General features: G+C 73.3%; 13 protein-coding genes. 8 read left to right on the top strand and 5 right to left on the bottom strand.

Annotated elements, in window-relative coordinates; translation table 11 throughout:
- Positions 1 to 19 precede the first annotated feature (19 nt).
- The 3 genes from VFJ94_RS14985 to VFJ94_RS14975 all read right to left on the bottom strand — a co-directional run bounded on the left by VFJ94_RS14985 (position 20) and on the right by VFJ94_RS14975 (position 3,766).
- Positions 20 to 1,105 (bottom strand): mannose-1-phosphate guanylyltransferase, encoded by a 1,086-nt coding sequence (locus VFJ94_RS14985; protein ID WP_325005027.1) that lies wholly within the window; start codon positions 1,103 to 1,105, stop codon positions 20 to 22.
- A 160-nt stretch (positions 1,106 to 1,265) separates the two neighbouring features.
- Positions 1,266 to 2,861 carry a polyketide antibiotic transporter gene (locus VFJ94_RS14980; RefSeq protein WP_325005026.1) on the bottom strand — a complete coding sequence of 532 codons (1,596 nt, stop codon included), beginning with the start codon at positions 2,859 to 2,861 and terminating at the stop codon, positions 1,266 to 1,268.
- Positions 2,858 to 3,766, bottom strand: a complete 909-nt coding sequence (locus VFJ94_RS14975) for an ABC transporter ATP-binding protein (protein ID WP_325005025.1) — start codon at positions 3,764 to 3,766, stop codon at positions 2,858 to 2,860. Before VFJ94_RS14975 ends, VFJ94_RS14980 begins: the two co-directional genes overlap by 4 nt.
- Positions 3,767 to 3,888: 122 nt before the next feature.
- Between VFJ94_RS14975 and VFJ94_RS14970 the strand changes: the two genes are divergently transcribed.
- Positions 3,889 to 5,481 carry an acyl-CoA mutase large subunit family protein gene (locus VFJ94_RS14970; protein WP_325005024.1) on the top strand — a complete coding sequence of 531 codons (1,593 nt, stop codon included), beginning with the start codon at positions 3,889 to 3,891 and terminating at the stop codon, positions 5,479 to 5,481.
- A gap of 104 nt (positions 5,482 to 5,585) precedes the next feature.
- Here VFJ94_RS14970 and VFJ94_RS14965 read toward each other — a convergent pair whose 3' ends face one another.
- Positions 5,586 to 6,482 carry a carbohydrate kinase family protein gene (locus tag VFJ94_RS14965; protein ID WP_325005023.1) on the bottom strand — a complete coding sequence of 299 codons (897 nt, stop codon included), beginning with the start codon at positions 6,480 to 6,482 and terminating at the stop codon, positions 5,586 to 5,588.
- Positions 6,483 to 6,668: 186 nt separating this feature from the next.
- Positions 6,669 to 7,361: a (2Fe-2S)-binding protein gene (locus VFJ94_RS14960; protein WP_325005022.1), complete on the bottom strand. Its 693-nt coding sequence runs from the start codon at positions 7,359 to 7,361 to the stop codon at positions 6,669 to 6,671.
- Between the two features lie 59 nt (positions 7,362 to 7,420).
- On the opposite strand from VFJ94_RS14960, the gene VFJ94_RS14955 reads away from it, so the two are divergent.
- From VFJ94_RS14955 to VFJ94_RS14925, 7 genes are all read left to right on the top strand, one after another.
- Positions 7,421 to 8,671, top strand: coding sequence for an amidohydrolase (locus VFJ94_RS14955; protein WP_325005021.1), 1,251 nt, complete (start codon positions 7,421 to 7,423; stop codon positions 8,669 to 8,671).
- 112 nt (positions 8,672 to 8,783) lie between these two features.
- Positions 8,784 to 9,845 (top strand): BMP family ABC transporter substrate-binding protein, encoded by a 1,062-nt coding sequence (locus tag VFJ94_RS14950; protein ID WP_325005020.1) that lies wholly within the window; start codon positions 8,784 to 8,786, stop codon positions 9,843 to 9,845.
- 605 nt (positions 9,846 to 10,450) lie between these two features.
- Positions 10,451 to 11,962: an ABC transporter ATP-binding protein gene (locus VFJ94_RS14945; RefSeq protein WP_325005019.1), complete on the top strand. Its 1,512-nt coding sequence runs from the start codon at positions 10,451 to 10,453 to the stop codon at positions 11,960 to 11,962.
- Positions 11,959 to 13,074 (top strand): ABC transporter permease, encoded by a 1,116-nt coding sequence (locus tag VFJ94_RS14940; protein WP_325005018.1) that lies wholly within the window; start codon positions 11,959 to 11,961, stop codon positions 13,072 to 13,074. Before VFJ94_RS14945 ends, VFJ94_RS14940 begins: the two co-directional genes overlap by 4 nt.
- Positions 13,071 to 14,357 (top strand): ABC transporter permease, encoded by a 1,287-nt coding sequence (locus tag VFJ94_RS14935; protein WP_325005017.1) that lies wholly within the window; start codon positions 13,071 to 13,073, stop codon positions 14,355 to 14,357. Before VFJ94_RS14940 ends, VFJ94_RS14935 begins: the two co-directional genes overlap by 4 nt.
- Positions 14,354 to 14,806 (top strand): cytidine deaminase, encoded by a 453-nt coding sequence (locus VFJ94_RS14930; protein ID WP_414654622.1) that lies wholly within the window; start codon positions 14,354 to 14,356, stop codon positions 14,804 to 14,806. The genes VFJ94_RS14935 and VFJ94_RS14930 overlap by 4 nt, the downstream gene beginning before the upstream one ends.
- 2 nt (positions 14,807 to 14,808) lie before the next feature.
- Positions 14,809 to 16,107: a thymidine phosphorylase gene (locus VFJ94_RS14925; protein WP_325005016.1), complete on the top strand. Its 1,299-nt coding sequence runs from the start codon at positions 14,809 to 14,811 to the stop codon at positions 16,105 to 16,107.
- Positions 16,108 to 16,581 lie beyond the last annotated feature (474 nt).

Raw genomic sequence — 16,581 nt, 5'->3', positions numbered from 1 at the left:
CAGGTCGCCGCGCCCCGCGTCAAAGCAGGTCGCTGCGGCCCTGCTCGACGAGCGCGTCGACGACCTTCTTGACGTCCTGGGCCCGCGAGCAGGTCGTGACGAGGAGGGCGTCGGGGGTGTCCACGACGACGACGTCGGCGAGGCCGAGGACCGCGACGAGGCGTCCCGAGCCGGCGGACACCAGGCCGGTCGCATCGTGCGCGAGGACGTGCTCGGCGCCGGTGACGACGCGGACCCCACCCACCTCGGCGGTGGCCGCCAGGAGCGGGGCCAGCGAGCCGAAGTCACCGACGTCGTCCCAGCCGAAGTCGGCCGGCACGACCGCGACCCGGCCCGCCGCCGCCGCCGGCTCGGCCACGGCATGGTCGATGGCGACCCTGTCCAGCGTCGGCCACAGCTCACCGAGGCGCTCCGGTGCCGCAGCGATCGCCCGCAGGACGCGCGCCATCTCGGGGTGGCCCTCGGCGAGCAGCTCGAGCAGGGTGGCGGCCCGCACGACGAACATGCCGGCATTCCACTTGTACCGCCCGTCGGCCACGTAGCCGGCGGCGGTCGCGGCATCCGGCTTCTCGACGAAGGCCTCGACCCGGCACCCGCTCGGCGCCCCCGGCACGCCGAGCGAGGCCCCCTGGCGGATGTAGCCGAACCCGGTGGCCGGCCTGGTCGGGGTGATGCCGATCGTGACGAGCTCCCCCCGGCGGGCGAGCACCAGCGCCTCACCCACCGCGGCCCGGAAGGCGTCGGGGTCGGTGACCACGTGGTCCGCCGCGAAGGAGCCGAGCACCGCATCGGGGTCGCGGCGCTCGAGCAACGCCGCCGCCAGTCCGATGGCGGGCATGGAGTCCCGCGGAGCGGGCTCGGCGACGACCGCGTCGTCGGGCAGCATGGGCAGCTGCCTCCGCACGGCGTCGGCGTGGCCGGCCCCGGTGACGACGAGGAAGCGGTGGCCGACGAGGGGCTCGAGCCGCTCCCAGGTGGCCCGCAGCAGCGACTGTCCCGACCCGGTGAGGTCGTGCAGGAACTTGGGTGAGCTGCGCCGCGACAGGGGCCACAGGCGGGTCCCCGCGCCGCCGGCGGGGATGACGGCCCAGAAGTCCTCGTCCATGGGCGGCCACGCTATCCGGCGGCTCAACGCGGTCCGGCAGCCGGCTCGTGTGCACCCCGACGACCATTGGTGCCGCCACGACGAGTCGGGCATGCTCAGCGCACCACGGCCACGGGACCAATGGTCGTCCGCATGCACGGTGGGGGGCCGCCCGCGCGGGTCAGGCGAGGTCGCGGCGCCGGAAGGCGAGCAGACCGACGGCGACGAGCAGGCCGGCGACGAGGGCCAGCACGACGAGCGGCAGCGCCTCGACCGGCTGCCCGAGGCGGGGCACGTGGACGAACGGCGAGGCGTTGCGGACGGCCTCGGGGATCCCGAGCAGCGAGCCGAGCTCCCCGAGCGCGAAGAAGAGCAGCAGCACCGCCCAGGCCAGCGCGGTCCACCGGGGCGCCAGGCCGAAGAGGGCCGTCACGACGCCGATGCACACCCAGATCGCGGGCAGCTGCAGCAGGGCCGCGGCGAGCAGGGTGCCGACAGTCCGGGGGACGTCACCCACCTGGACGCCCCGGACGACGCCCATCGCGACGCCGAGCACCGCCATGACGAGCACGGTCCCCGCCGCGGCGACGAGCACGTGGCCCGCCGCCCACCGCACCCGGGTGGCGCCCGACGCGAGCACGACCTCCGCCCGGGACCCGACCTCCTCCGACCGCAGCCGCACCGCGAGCGTCACCCCGAGGGCCGCCGCCACGACGGCGGTGAAGCCCAGCTCGGTCGCGAAGTACGTGTCCACGAGCGCGCCCCCGATGCCACCCATCCTGCGCAGCAGGTCGACCATCTGCGGCGACTGGGCGAAGGACTCGACGCTCGCCGCCAGGCTGCCCACCACGACTCCCGCGATGGCGAAGCCCACCACCCATCCGATGACGGTGCCGCGGGCCAGGCGGCGGGCCAGGTCGGCACTCGTGCCGAGGTCGCCGCGGGCGGGGCCCGCGCGGCTGCCGAGGATGCCGCTGCCGAGGTCGCGGCGCTCGAGGAGCCTGAAGGCGAGCAGGACGAGGGCGGCATACAGGGCGACTCCGAGCGCGGCCAGCCAGAGCCGGTTCGCGCCGTACGGGGCGACCTGCTCGCCCCAGCCCAGCGGCGACAGCCAGACCAGCAACCCCAGGGCGCTGCCCTCGGGCGCCGTGTCGCCGACCGCCCGCACGAGGTAGGCGAGGCCCAGCGCCCCCAGCGCGAAGCCCGCCGCCCCTCGGCTCGTCGACGTCAGCTGCGCCGCCACGGCCGCGACGCCGACCCATGTCAGGCCGACGAGGACCCAGGAGACGCCGAGGGCGACCGAGCCGCGGGGGTCGAGCCCGACGCGGACCGCGGCGACCGCGGTGACGAGCGCCGTGAGGAGCACCGCGGCGGTGCCGAGGAGGACGGCGGCGGCCAGCGGGGCACGCCGGCCGACGACGCCCGCCCCGAGCAGCTCGAGCCGGCCCTCCTCCTCCTCGGTGCGCGTGTGCCGGCGCACGACGGCATACGCGAGGATGCAGAGGAGCACGGCCCCGAGCAGGACCGTCTTGAAGGTGGCGAGCGCGTCGAGGCTGCGCGGGTCGGACAGCGGGCCGTAGATCGCCAGCAGGGCCGGGTTCGTGAGCACGTCGGAGAGGTCGGCAAGGGCCGCGCCCGCATCGGGGTAGAGGTCGAACGTCGCCCTCGCCGAGCCCGCCACGAGCACGGCCAGGGCGACGATGCTGGCCAGCACCGACACGCGGTCCCGCCGGGCGGCGAGGCGGACGAGGGCGCCGGTTCCGGCGAACCCGCTCACGGGTGGGTCGCCGCCTCGGTCGTGCGGTACTGCTCGAGGAAGATCTCCTCCAGGCTGGGTGGCTGGCTCGTCAGGGTCCGTATGCCGTGTGCGCCGAGCCGCTCGAGCAGGGCGCCGAGGCGGGCAGTCTCGACCGAGCAGGTGACCTCGTTGCCGGCGACGGCGAAGCCTGCCACGCCGGGCAGGGAGGCCAGGGCGTCGAGCCCGGCCGGCTGCTCCACGGTCGCCGTCACCGTCGTGCGGGCCAGGTGCCGCAGCTCCTCCAGGGCGCCCGACTCGACCTTGCGGCCGGCGCGGATGATGCTGAGGCGGTCGCACAGGGCCTCGACCTCGCTGAGGATGTGGCTCGAGAGCAGCACCGTCCCTCCCGCCCCGACGAACTCGCGGACGCAGGCCCGGAAGACCGCCTCCATGAGCGGGTCGAGCCCGGCGGTCGGCTCGTCGAGGAGGAGCAGCTCGACGTCGGAGGCGAGGGCCGCCACGAGGGCCACCTTCTGCCGGTTGCCCTTGGAGTAGGAGCGTCCCTTCTTCGTCGGGTCGAGCTCGAAGCGCTCGACGAGGTCGGCGCGGCGCCGCTCGTTGAGGCCGCCCCGGAGGCGGCCGAGCAGGTCGATCACCTCGCCCCCCGTGAGGTTCGGCCACAGCACGACGTCGCCGGGCACGTAGCCGAGCCGCCGGTGCAGGGCCTCGACGTCGCGCCACGGGTCACCGCCGAGCAGGCTCGCCCGTCCCGCGTCCGCCCGGACGAGCCCGAGCAGGATGCGGATGGTCGTCGACTTGCCCGCGCCGTTGGGCCCGAGGAAGCCGTGGATCTCCCCGGTCGCCACGTCGAGGTCGAGCCCGTCGAGCGCCACGGTCGCGCCGAAGCGCTTGCGCAGGCCGGCGACCGAGATCGCGGAGCTCATGGCGACCACGCTACGCGCGCGGTCCCCGGCAGGTGGTGGTTCCGGGAGGGAGCCCGGGTGATGTCGGCTACGTTCGCCCGCCGCGCGGTCCCCGGGCACTGGCCCGCGGCTAGGCTCGACGCATGGCTGACCCCGCTGGCGCGCGCTCCGAGTCCGACCTGCCGATCCGCCCGGTCTACGACGCGTCGGCCCTCGAGGGGTTCGACCCGGTGGCCAAGCTCGGTGCCCCAGGCTCCTACCCGTTCACCCGCGGCGTGTACCCGTCGATGTACACCGGCCGGCCGTGGACGATGCGCCAGTATGCCGGCTTCGGCACCGCCAAGGAGTCCAACCAGCGCTACCACCAGCTCGTCGCCGCCGGCACCGGCGGCCTGTCCGTGGCGTTCGACCTGCCCACCCAGATGGGGTACGACTCCGACGAGCCGATCGCCCACGGGGAGGTCGGCAAGGTGGGCGTCGCGATCGACTCCATCGACGACATGCGGGTGCTCTTCCAGGACCTCCCGCTGGGCGAGATCTCGACGTCGATGACGATCAACGCACCCGCGTCGACGCTGCTGCTGCTCTACCAGCTCGTCGCCGAGGAGCAGGGCGTCGCTGCAGACCGGCTCACGGGCACGATCCAGAACGACGTCCTCAAGGAGTACATCGCGCGCGGGACCTACATCTACCCGCCCCGCGAGTCGCTTCGCCTCATCGCCGACGTCTTCGCGTACTGCGCCAAGGAGCTGCCGCGCTGGAACACCATCTCCATCTCCGGCTACCACATGGCCGAGGCGGGCGCGACGCCCGTGCAGGAGATCGCCTTCACTCTCGCCAACGCCATGGAGTACGTCCGCGCGGCGCAGGCGGCCGGGCTCGAGGTCGACGACTTCGCGCCCCGCCTGTCCTTCTTCTTCGTGGCGCGCACCACGCTCGTCGAGGAGGTCGCCAAGTTCCGCGCGGCCCGCCGGATCTGGGCGCGGATCATGAAGGAGCAGTTCGGGGCGCGCGACCCCAAGTCGCAGATGCTGCGCTTCCACACCCAGACGGCGGGAGTGCAGCTGACCGCCCAGCAGCCCGAGGTCAACCTCGTGCGCGTCGCCCTCCAGGCCCTCGGCGCCGTGCTCGGGGGGACGCAGTCGCTGCACACCAACTCCTTCGACGAGGCCATCGCGCTGCCGACCGTGAAGGCGGCCCGCCTCGCGCTGCGCACCCAGCAGGTGCTCGCCTACGAGACCGACGTCACCAAGACGGTCGACCCGTTCGCCGGGTCCTATGTCGTCGAGTCGATGACCGACGACATCGAGCGGGCCGCGCTCGAGCTCATCCAGCAGGTCGAGGACCGCGGCGGGGCCGTCGCCGCGATCGAGCAGGGCTTCCAGAAGTCGGAGATCGAGCGCTCGGCCTACCGCGTGCAGCTCGAGGTCGACAACGGCGAGCGCGTCGTCGTGGGTGTCAACCGCTACACCGTCGAGCAGGAGGAGAAGTACGACCCGCTCCGCGTCGACCCGACCATCGAGGCCGACCAGTGCGCGCGGCTCGCCGCCCTGCGCGCCGATCGGGACGGGGACGCGGTGGCCGCGGCGCTGGCGCGGCTGCGGGACGCCGCCCGCGGCACGGACAACCTCCTCTACCCGATGAAGGAGGCCCTCGCCGCGCGTGCGACCGGGGGCGAGGTGGCGCACGCCCTGCGCGAGGTGTGGGGCGTCTACCAGCCGCGGGAGTCCTTCTGACGGGGCACGTCGGCGGTCAGATCGTCGGCGCTGCTGGCGCGACACCTGGTGCGACACCTGGTGCGACCCGACGGGCGAGGTGACCCGGGCCGGCGGTAGGCCGGTCAGCTCGGTCGGGCCCCCAGCCGCAGGCAGGCCGTGCTGCCGGCCTCGATCCCGGCCCGCAGCGCGGCGAAGCGGTCGCGACCGCTCAGCCACACCGACAGCAGGCCCGCGTTGAACGCGTCCCCGGCGCCCGTCGCGTCGACGTGGTCGACGTGCGGCGCGCGGGCCGTGTCCTCGAAGCCGTCGCCCACCCACCGGGCCCCGTGTGGGCCGTAGGTCGTCACGACCTCCCGCACGTGCGCGAGCACCGCCCGCAGGCCGCCGAGGGCCGCGAGCTCGCGCTCGTTGGGCAGCAGCAGGTCGGTCCCGTCCACCCACTCCAGGAAGGTCCGCGCGCCGACCGCCTCGATGAGGGCCGCCGCCTGTGGGTCGACCGACGTCGTCCACCCCAGCGCCCGCGCCTGGCGCAGCGCGGAGAGACCGCCTGCCCGCGAGCCCTCGTCGAACAGGACGTAGCCGCTGAGGTGCAGGTGCGGCACCGGCACGGGCTCCATGCCGAGCCCGGGGAGGTCGACGTCCTCGACGCCGAAGCCCTCGTTGGCGCCCCGGTCGGGGAACATGGTCCGGTCACCCGAAGCGTCGAGCAGCACGACGACGACGCACGTGGGCCGGACCCGGTCCGTGGCGAAGGCGCAGCGGACGTGTCGCGACTCGAGCTCACGGCGCGCCGCGCGGCCGGCCTCGTCGTCGCCGATGCGGGCGAGCAACGTCACCGGCATCCCTGCCCACGCGAGCCAGGACGCCGAGTTGGCGCCCGCACCACCGGGCGCGAGGTGCACGTTCGAGGGAGTGCCGGAGGCGAGGTTGACCGGCCCGCGGGGGCGGGCGATGACGTCGAGGCCGACGTCGCCCACGACGACCACCGGACGGGTGCAGGGCTCGGCGAGGGCCGTCATGACGCACCCCACCGATGCCCACTAAGCCGATGCCCACCAAGCCGATGCCCACCAACCGGATGCCCACCAACCCGGTGCGCGCGGGCGCCGAGGCCGACGTGCAGCGCGCCACGCGCCTCGTCCCCGACGACGAGGCCGCACACCGGCCGAACAGGCGGGCGCCCCATCGCCCCACGGTAGTTCCGGTCAGCGACCGCCGCGGGGATTTGCGCCACGTGGGCATGTCGCGCATTCGTGCCGGCCCGGGAGGAGGTAGAGGAAGCAGCACGACACCCGCCGCGGCGGCCCCCCAGCAGCCGGCCCCGTCAGCGCGCCGGGCACCCTGGCAGCGCCGTGCAGGGCGGCGCGCCACGTGTCCTCGACGACGCCCCAGCGCTGGCGTGAGCCCATGCGCACGTCGGGTGCGAAGCCGCGGGTGACATCGTCGACGAGCATCCCGTATGCCGTCCGCCCGGCCGCCAGCCGGGCAGCGACGTCGTCGACCACGTCGACAGGCGTCTGCGGGTCGAGGACGATCCGGCCCGGGTAGAGCCCCGGCGCGAGGTCGAAGGCCACGTCGTCGGGGCGCGGCCGCAGCACCCACGGTCCCAGGGAGGCGGCATACGCGAGCGGGACGGCGGCGACCTGGCACCACCACTGGAGGACGAAGGCCGCCGGCAGGTGTCGCGGCACCGTGCCGCCCTCTGACGCGAGCTGGTCCCGGAGCGCGTCACGCCAGCGCTTCAGCGGGTCCCCGCCCGCACGCGCCGCGCGGACCAGCTCCCCGCAGGCGACGTCCCCGGGCCGCCGCTCGAGGCCGACGTCCACCCAGCCGACGGAGCGGTCCACGAGATGCAGGACCGCCGCGGCGTCGGGCCGCGGCGCCACCGGGCCGTCCACTGGCTGCTCCCGTCCTCGGCACGTCGACCGGCACATCCTCTCGCTAGACTCCCGTTCTCGTGACCGAGTCCTCGCCGTTCGACGCCATCCGGCGCAGCGTGACGGCGAACACGGACGAGCTGGTCGCGATCCGGCGCGACCTGCACGCGCACCCCGAGCTCGGCCGCAGCGAGGTGCGCACCACGGCCGTCGTCGCCGACCGGCTGGAAGCGGCAGGCATCGCCGTGCGGCGGCTGCGCGCCAGCGGCCTGCTCGTCGACCTCGGCGCGCGACAGCCGAGCCGCCTCATCGGGCTGCGCGCCGATCTCGACGCGCTGCCCATCCGCGAGCAGACCGGCCTGCCGTTCGCGTCCCGGACCGACGGCGTGAGCCACTCGTGCGGCCATGACGTGCACACGGCGGCCGCACTCGGGGCAACGCTCGCGCTGGCGTCGATCGAGGACCACCTCGACGCACGCGGGGTCGGCGCGCGCGTCATCTTCCAGCCCGCCGAGGAGGTCATGCCCGGAGGCGCCGAGGACGTCATGTCCCAGGGCGGGCTCGACGGCGTGGAGCGCATCTTCGCCCTCCACTGCGACCCGTCACTGGACGTCGGCGAGGTCGGCCTGCGCGTCGGGCCCGTCACGGCCGCGGCGAACCAGGTCGACGTGACTCTCACGGGTCGCGGGGGCCACACCTCCCGCCCGCACCTCACCGAGGACCTGACCTTCGCCCTCGCCAAGCTCGTCACCGACGTGCCGGCAGCCCTGTCGCGGCGCATGGACCCGCGGGCGGGCGCGGCCCTCGTGTGGGGCAGCATCCACTCGGGGGGCGCGCACAACGTCATCCCGTCGACCGGCAAGGCGTCCGGGACGCTGCGCATGCTCGACGCCGACGCGTGGGAGGGCTCGGAGCGGCTCCTGGACGAGCTCGTCAAGGCCGTCGTCGCGCCGTACGGCGTGACCGCCGACGTGTCGATCGTCCGGGGGGTGCCGCCGGTCGTCAACGACGCCGCCAGCATCGAGGCGCTGACGCAGGCCGTGCACGGGGCCGACGCCATCGCCGCGCCGACGCCGCAGTCCTTGGGCGGCGAGGACTTCGCGTGGTACCTGACGAGAGTCCCCGGTGCCATGGCCCGGCTCGGCACCCGCAGCGTCGGCGGGCCGACCTACGACCTGCACCGGGGTGACATCGTCATCGACGAGGACGCCATCGCGATCGGGGCGCGCACCCTCGCGGGCGCGGTGCTCGGCAGCGTCGCGCTGCCGCAGCCGGCTGGTCCGGTGTTGCCGGTCGGCGTCCCCGCCGGGACGCCGGTCGCGGATCGGTAACACTTCCCGGAAGTCGCCGGTCGCGGGTGCGGGCCGTGCTCCTCACCGGGCTACAGTGCGGAGGCAGGTGGGGTCGTTCCCCGCCCAGACATGACAGCTAAGGAGCACCCTCTTGCGTCAGGCAACCAAGGTGGCCGCGGTCGTCGCGGCGGCAACGCTCGGCCTCGCGGCGTGCGGCGGCAGCTCGGCCGAGCCCCCCGCGCCCGGTGGGACGGGTGCCGGGTCCACCGGGGGCGCTGCCGGAGGGGGGGCCCTCAAGATCGGCATGGCGTATGACGTCGGCGGGCGCGGGGACCAGTCGTTCAACGACTCCGCCGCCGCTGGGCTGGACAAGGCCAAGTCGGAGCTCGGCGTCGACGGCAAGGAGGCGGCCGCCACGACGGGCGAGCCGGAGTCCGCCCGTGAGGAGCGTCTGCAGCAGCTGATCGACGCCGGCTACAGCAACATCGTCGCGGTGGGGTTCGCCTACGCGCCCGCCGTGAAGAAGGTGGCGGCCGAGAACTCCGACGTCAAGTTCGCGCTCGTCGACTCGACGGATGCCGCCGGGCCGAACATCGAGAACGTCACCTTCGCCGAGCACGAGGGCTCCTTCCTCGTCGGTGCCGCCGCGGCGCTCAAGACGAAGACCAACGTCCTCGGCTTCGTCGGCGGGGTGGAGACCACGCTCATCAAGAAGTTCGAGGCCGGCTTCGTCGCGGGCGCCAAGGCCGTCAACCCGTCGATCCAGGTCAAGATCAAGTACCTCACCCAGCCGCCGGACTTCAGCGGCTTCGCGTCGGTGGACAAGGGCAAGGCCGCCGCCGAGGGGATGTACCAGCAGCAGGCCGACGTCGTCTACCACGCTGCCGGCGGCTCGGGCGGCGGCGTCTTCCAGGCCGCGAAGGCGGCCGGCAAGCTCGCGATCGGGGTCGACTCGGACCAGGCGCTGACGGCAGACGCCGCCGTGCGCGACGTCATCCTCACCTCCATGGTCAAGAAGGTGGACGTCGGCGTGTATGACTTCATCAAGTCGGTCAAGGACGGCACCTTCAAGGCCGGCACAAAGGTGTTCGACCTCAAGGCCGGTGGGATCGACTACTCGACCACCGGCGGCAAGGTCGACGACATCAAGGCCAAGCTCGACGACTACAAGTCCAAGATCATCTCCGGCGAGATCAAGGTGCCCTCGGCCTGAGAGGCCCTCTGGGCTCCGTACCCGCCCACCCACTCGAGTGGCCACTTCCGTCCCCGCCCACCCGGTCGAGTGGCCACTTCCGTACTCGCCCACCCGGTCGAGTGGCCACTTCCGTACGGACCGGTCGCGCCCATGTGCACACCGACGACCATTGGTAGAGGCGCGACTCGCGGCTCATGCTCACCAGGCGGCGAGCGCCGCACCATTGGTCGTCCGTGTGCTCGCTGACCCCGACCGCGGGGCTATCCAGGTCGGCCGCGCCCTTCGAGCGGCCCACTTCGGTGCGCTGGCGTGCGCAAGTGGCCACTCGACGTGGCGGGCGTCGTGCGGAAGTGGCCACTCGACGTGGCGGGCGGGCGGGCGGAAGTGGCCACTCGACGTGGTCGAGAGTCCGGGCCGTTCCGCTTCGCGCCAGGGTCAACGTTGTTAGGTTCGGCGGGGATGAGTGGAGAATCGTCGTGCCCGCGATCAGCGGGCCGGGATGAGGAGCGTGCGCCATCGTCGGGACCCAGGCTGCGAGTCACCGAGGGCGGCCGGCCGGCACACCGGCGGCCGACGGCACGCCGGCGGTCGAGCTGCACGGCATCACGAAGCGCTTCCCGGGTGTGGTGGCCAACAAGGACATCGAGCTGACGGTCGACCGGGGCACGGTGCACGCCATCGTCGGCGAGAACGGCGCCGGCAAGTCCACCCTCATGAAGATCCTCTACGGCGTGCAGTCCCCAGACGAGGGCAGCATCACCCTCGACGGCACGGTCCGCCAGCTGCGCAGCCCGGCCGACGCCATCGCAGCCGGCATCGGCATGGTGTTCCAGCACTTCCAGCTCGCCGACAACCTCACCGTCCTCGAGAACGTCGTGCTCGGCGCCGAGAAGCTGCACGGCATCGGCGACCGGGCCCGGGCCGCGATCCGCGAGCTGTCGACGGCATACGGCCTCGGGATCTCCCCGGACGCCCTCGTCGGGGACCTCGGGGTGGGCGCGCGCCAGCGCATCGAGATCCTCAAGGTGCTCTACCGGGGCGCGCGGACCATCATCCTCGACGAGCCGACCGCGGTGCTCGTCCCCCAGGAGGTCGACGAGCTCTTCGACAACCTGCGCGAGCTCAAGGCCGAGGGGCTCACGGTCATCTTCATCTCGCACAAGCTCGACGAGGTGCTCAAGGTGGCCGACGCCATCACCGTCATCCGTCGCGGGACGACCGTGGCGCAGGTGGACCCGAGGGGGGTGACGCCCCGCGACCTCGCCCAGCTCATGGTCGGCTCCGAGCTGCCCTCTCCGAGCACCGAGGAGTCGACGGTCACCGACACGCCGCTGCTGACCGTCATCGACACGTCCCTCGAGGACCCGCGCGGGGGCCGCCGGCTCCTCGACGGCATCGACCTCGCCATCCACTCCGGCGAGGTCGTCGGCATCGCGGGGGTCGAGGGCAACGGGCAGGCCGAGCTCGTCGAGGTGATCATGGGGATGCGCGAGCCGTCGTCCGGGCGCATCCTGCTGGGTGACGTCGACACGTCCGCATGGCAGGTGCGCGAGATCCGTGAGGCGGGCATCGGCTACGTCCCCGAGGACCGGCACCGCCACGGCCTGCTCCTCGAGGCACCCCTGTGGGAGAACGTCGTGCTCGGGCACCAGACGGACCCGCTCTACCTCACCGGCCCCCGCGGGACGCTCATCGACGCCGCAGCAGCGCGCGCGGAGACGAAGGAGCTCGTCGCGCAGTACGACGTGCGCACGCCGTCGATCGACGTCAAGGCGGTGTCCCTCTCCGGGGGCAACCAGCAGAAGCTCATCCTCGGCCGGGAGATGCGCCGCCACCCGCGCGTGCTCGTCGCGGCGCACCCGACCCGCGGCGTCGACGTCGGCGCCCAGGCGGCCATCTGGGACCACATCAAGGCGGCCCGCCGCGAGGGGCTGGGGGTGCTGCTCGTCTCCGCCGACCTCGAGGAGCTCGTCGGCCTGTCCGACACGATCCGGGTCATCCTGCGCGGCCGCCTCTCGGGGGAGTTCGACCCGGACACCGTGACGAGGGAAGAGCTGGGAGCCGCGATGACGGGTGCCGGCGACGCGCCGGGTCCGACGGCCGCGGGCCGGCCCGGCGAGGGGAGGAGCCGATGACTGGTCGCCTCGACGTGCGTCGCGTCCTGCTCGCGCTCGCCGCGCCGCTCCTCGCGGTCGTTGTCGCCTTCGTCGTCACGACGCTCATCCTCGTCGTGGCCCGGGACCCGGTGGGCCAGGTCTGGTCGACGCTGCTCACCGCCCCTCGGCCGCGCCTCGTCGTCGCCATCGTCAACGGTGCGATCGTCTACTACATCTCGGCGGTGGCGGTCGCCATCGGCTTCCGGATGAACCTGTTCAACATCGGCGTCGACGGGCAGTACCGCGTGGCCGCGTTCGCCGCCGCCGTCGTGGCGGGGCAGGGCTGGCTGCCCGGCCCGCTCAACGTGGGGCTCGGCCTCGCCGTCGCCATGGTCGCCGGGGGGCTGTGGGCCGGAATCGCCGGGCTGCTCAAGATCTACCGCGGCGTGTCCGAGGTCATCTCGACGATCATGCTCAACGCCATCGCGACCTTCCTGGTGGCCTTCCTGTTGCGCAAGGTCGCGGTCGAGGGCGGCGGCTCCAACGTCGTGAGCACCCGTCCGCTGCCGGAGTCCTCCCGGGTGCCCGGGGTGCCCCTCGTGCCCGGCGTCTCCCGGCACGTCTACGGCCTCGTGTTCCTCGCCCTGCTCGTCGGGTTCCTCTACTGGTTCGTCCTCACCAAGACCCGCTTCGGCTTCGACCTGCGCGCCACGGGCGCCTCGGAGTCGGCCGCCATCGCCAGCGGCGTCAAGGTCCGGCGGATGGTCGTCACGTCGATGGTCCTCTCCGGCGTCATCGCCGGCCTCGTCGGGATGCCGCTCCTCTTCGGCCAGGACTACGCCTACGGCTCGACCTTCCAGCCGGGGCTCGGCTTCGCCGGCATCGCCATCGCGCTGCTCGGGCGCAACCACCCGGTCGGGATCGGCTTCGCGGCCCTGCTCTGGGCCTACCTCGAGCAGCAGTCCAACGCCCTGCAGATCACGGCGGGGGTGAGCGACAAGCTGGTCGGCGTCATCCAAGGCGTCATCGTCCTGTCGGTCGTCATCGCCTACGAGCTCGTCCGCCGCGCGGGCGTGGCGCTCGAGCAGCGGCGGGTCGCCTCGATCCTCGCCGCCCAGGCCGCTCCCGCGGCGGAAGGAGCGCCGGTATGAGCACCTCGTCGCCGCTCGTCGACACAGCCGCGCTTCCCGAGGGCGGTGCACCCGAGGCGGCGACGGGGCGTCCTCGCTGGCAGCGCATGCTGCTGTATGCCGCCGTCGGCCTCGTCGTCGTGTCCCTCGTCCGCGTCCTCACCGGGGCGCACGACATCGACTCCTCCGGTGCCCTGCGCGCGGCTCTCGCCCTCGCGGCGCCGATCGCCCTCGCGGGCCTCGGCGGCCTGTGGTCCGAGCGGGCCGGTGTGGTCAACATCGGCCTCGAGGGCATGATGATCCTCGGCACGTGGGGCGCCGCGTTCTTCGGCTACCACTACGGACCGTGGGCGGGACTGCTCGGGGCCGTGCTGCTCGGTGTCGTCGGCGGGGCGATCCACGCCCTCGCGACGGTCGTCTTCGGCGTCGACCACATCGTGTCGGGGGTGGCGATCAACACGCTCGGGGCCGGGGCCGCGGCCTACCTCGCGGCCCGGACCTTCACCGGGCTGCCCGGCGGCGGGCCCACCCAGTCGCCGCCGCTGCGCCAGCTGCCCACGGTGACCGTCGGGCCGGTGTCGGACTGGCTCGGCTCCCTCGAGGAGGGCCGCACCTTCCTCGTCGCCGACATCGCCTCGCTGCTGCGGGCGCTCGTGACCCAGCTGTCCGTGCTCACGGTGGTCGTCGCAGGCCTGCTGGTGCTCAGCTGGTGGGTGCTGTGGCGCACGCCCTTCGGCTTGCGGCTGCGCTCCTGCGGCGAGTCCCCGACGGCGGCGGAGACGCTCGGCGTCGACGTCTACCGCTACAAGTTCGTGGCCGTCCTCGTCTCCGGCGCCCTGGCGGGCCTCGGCGGCGGCTTCCTCGCGCTCGTCGCGTCCAACCTCTACCGCGACGGCCAGACGGGTGGCCGCGGCTTCATCGGCCTGGCCGCCATGATCTTCGGCAACTGGCGCCCCGGAGGGCTGGCGAGCGGGGCCCTCCTCTTCGGCTACTCCGACTCCGTGCAGCTGCGCGGAGGCGGCGACGTCGTGCACGCCTACCTGCTGCCGCTCGCGGCGGGGCTGCTCGCGTGGGGTGTCTGGCAGCTCGCGCGGCGACGCCGGGGCAAGCCGGCCACGGGCGTGGTGGCGCTCGTGACGGCCGTGCTCGCCTTCGGCTGGTTCGCCCTCACGTCGGTCGTCCCCAACGAGCTCACCGGTATGACGCCCTACATCGCCACCCTCCTCGTGCTCGCCTTCGCCGCCCAGCGGCTGCGGATGCCAGCCGCCGACGGCGCCATCTACCGCAAGGGGGAGGCGACGTGACCGCGGGAGGGTCGCCGACCCTGGAGGGCCTGCCCGACGTCGACTGGGTGCTGCTGCGCAGGCGCGCGGTGGAGCTCATGGGGCGGGCGTACGCGCCCTACTCCGGCTTCCCGGTCGGCGCGGCCGCCCTCGTCGAGGACGGGCGGGTCGTCGCGGGGTGCAACGTGGAGAACGCGGCATACGGCGTGGCCCTGTGTGCGGAGTGCGGCATGGTCTCCGACCTGCACGCGAGCGGAGGCGGGCGGCTCGTCGCCGTATGCTGCGTCGGCCGGGACGGCGCGGCGCTCATGCCGTGCGGCCGGTGCCGCCAGCTGCTGTGGGAGCACGGCGGCCCCGGGTGCCTCGTCCTCACCCCGCAGGGGGTGCTGCCCATGACCGAGCTGCTGCCCCAAGCCTTCGGGCGGGACACTCTCACGCGGCTCGCCGCACCGACGGTCGAGGAGGACTGAGGATGGGCTCGGCACCGGAGGCTTTCGACGCCGTGGAGGTCATCGCCACCAAGCGGGACCGCCGCGAGCTGTCGGACGCGCAGATCGACTGGGTCATCGACGCCTACACCCGCGGCGTCGTCGCGGAGGAGCAGATGGCGGCCCTCGCGATGGCCATCTACCTCAACGGGATGGGGGCCCGGGAGATCGCCCGCTGGGCCGACGCGATGATCCGCTCGGGAGAGCGGCTCGACTTCTCGGGCCTGCGCCGGCCGACGAGCGACAAGCACTCCACCGGAGGAGTCGGCGACAAGATCACGCTGCCGCTCGCACCCATCGTCGCCGCGTGCGGCGTCGCCGTGCCGCAGCTCTCGGGCCGGGGACTCGGCCACACGGGAGGGACGCTCGACAAGCTGGAGTCGATCCCGGGATGGCGGGCGTCGCTCGGCACCACGGAGATGATGCGCCAGCTCGAGGACGTCGGAGCCGTCATCTGCGCGGCCGGCGCGGGCCTCGCGCCCGCGGACCGGAAGCTCTACGCCCTGCGGGACGTCACGGGGACCGTCTCGTGCATCCCGCTCATCGCCACGTCGATCATGAGCAAGAAGATCGCCGAGGGCACCGGCTCGCTCGTGCTCGACGTCAAGGTCGGCTCCGGTGCCTTCCTCAAGGAGCTCGCGGACGCCCGCGAGCTGGCCGGGACGATGGTCCGCCTCGGCACCGACGCCGGCGTGCGGACGGTGGCCCTGCTGACCAACATGCAGACCCCGCTCGGCCTCACCGCCGGCAACGCCCTCGAGGTGCGCGAGGCGGTCGAGGTGCTGGCCGGGGGCGGGCCACCGGACGTGGTGGAGCTCACCCTCACGCTCGCGCGGGAGATGCTGGAGGGCGCTGGCCGCACCGGCGTCGACCCCGCCGACGTGCTCGCCGACGGGCGCGCCATGGACGTGTGGCGCCGGATGATCCGCGCGCAGGGTGGCGACCCCGACGCGCCGCTCCCCACGGCCAAGGAGACCCACACCGTCCTGGCGCCGGCCGACGGTGTCCTCGTCGAGCTGGACGCGCTCGCGGTCGGCCTGGCCGCGTGGCGACTCGGCGCGGGCCGCGCGCGCAAGGAGGACCCGGTGCAGGCGGCGGCCGGGGTCGAGCTGCACTACAAGCCGGGAGCGACGGTGCGTGGCGGAGAGCCGCTCCTCACCCTGCACACGGACACGCCCGAGCGCATCCCCCGAGCCCTCGAGGCCCTCGAGGGCGGCGTCACGATCGCTCCCGAGGGGTCTCGGCCCGCGCTCTCGCCGATCGTCATCGAGCGCGTCGCCTGAGCCGCGGGTGTGGCCGCCGCCCGACGGCCCGTCCCCGCGGGCCGGGCGCGCCAGGCGATTAGCGCCGGTCCCCGGGCCCTGCTAGAGTCGGGTCACCGCGGGAAACCAAGCGATCTCGTCCGGCCCCTCCAAGAGGCGGTTCACGGATTTGACTCCCAAGCTGGATCGCGGCAAACTTTGAAGGGTTGCCCCGGAGTCTGGCCTGGTTGGGTTGGGTTGGGTGATGGTGGGTGTCCGATTCTTGAGAACTCAACAGCGTGTCAAATAATCGATGCCAAGTTTTACCTCGTCGCGGGGTGGCGCTGGCCTGGTCGTTGTGGCTGGGTTGGGGTGGTCTCGTGGTGATGATTTCCTTTGGTTGATTCGGATGACTAGGTTTTGCTAGTTGTTTTGTTTCGGTCAGGTTTTCGGGCCCTTTGTGGGTTCAAGTTTGCTCTTGTCTGCCTCTTTGGTGGGGTGGGTGGGGGTGTTGAA

Origin of the sequence: Intrasporangium sp. (genome assembly GCF_035688975.1) — a bacterium.
Lineage (GTDB): Bacteria > Actinomycetota > Actinomycetes > Actinomycetales > Dermatophilaceae > CALMNV01.
This window is presented reverse-complemented; position numbering and strand designations above follow the sequence as displayed.

Excerpts from the sequence above, each read along its gene's own strand:
- VFJ94_RS14985 (WP_325005027.1), bottom strand. The coding sequence starts at position 1,105 with ATGGACGAGGACTTCTGGGCCGTCATCCCCGCCGGCGGCGCGGGGACC.
- VFJ94_RS14975 (WP_325005025.1), bottom strand. The coding sequence starts at position 3,766 with ATGAGCTCCGCGATCTCGGTCGCCGGCCTGCGCAAGCGCTTCGGCGCG.
- VFJ94_RS14970 (WP_325005024.1), top strand. The coding sequence starts at position 3,889 with ATGGCTGACCCCGCTGGCGCGCGCTCCGAGTCCGACCTGCCGATCCGC.
- VFJ94_RS14965 (WP_325005023.1), bottom strand. The coding sequence starts at position 6,482 with ATGACGGCCCTCGCCGAGCCCTGCACCCGTCCGGTGGTCGTCGTGGGC.
- VFJ94_RS14940 (WP_325005018.1), top strand. The coding sequence starts at position 11,959 with ATGACTGGTCGCCTCGACGTGCGTCGCGTCCTGCTCGCGCTCGCCGCG.
- VFJ94_RS14935 (WP_325005017.1), top strand. The coding sequence starts at position 13,071 with ATGAGCACCTCGTCGCCGCTCGTCGACACAGCCGCGCTTCCCGAGGGC.
- VFJ94_RS14925 (WP_325005016.1), top strand. The coding sequence starts at position 14,809 with ATGGGCTCGGCACCGGAGGCTTTCGACGCCGTGGAGGTCATCGCCACC.